Raw genomic sequence first — 249 nt, 5'->3', positions numbered from 1 at the left:
GGGTTGAACCTATGAGGCTGATATTAAAACTGATTGCTGCACCGTTTGTGGTGCTACTGACTGTCCTTGGGGCCGTCCTGCTGTTCCTGTTCTCCCTGTCCTCCGTCCTCCTGACGGCGGCCTCGGTCATTATGGCGCTGCTGGGCGTGGGGCTGTTCTTCATCAGCTATCCGGTGGGCGGCGTCATTTATCTGGTGATTGCGTTCCTGCTTTCCCCCTATGGCTTGCAGGCGGGTGCCGGAGCTGTTA

1 protein-coding gene is annotated in these 249 nt (G+C 57.8%); it reads left to right on the top strand.

Annotated features, from left to right (window positions below):
* Positions 1–249, top strand: a 249-nt coding sequence (locus tag AC2FA3_RS15445; RefSeq protein ID WP_490510359.1) for a CD1845 family protein, incomplete at both ends; no start/stop codon positions are given.

The sequence above is a fragment of the Janibacter sp. CoH_79_TC_3 genome, assembly GCF_058197955.1.
Note: the sequence above shows the minus strand (reverse complement) of the source record. Positions and strands in the feature narration are given on the sequence as shown.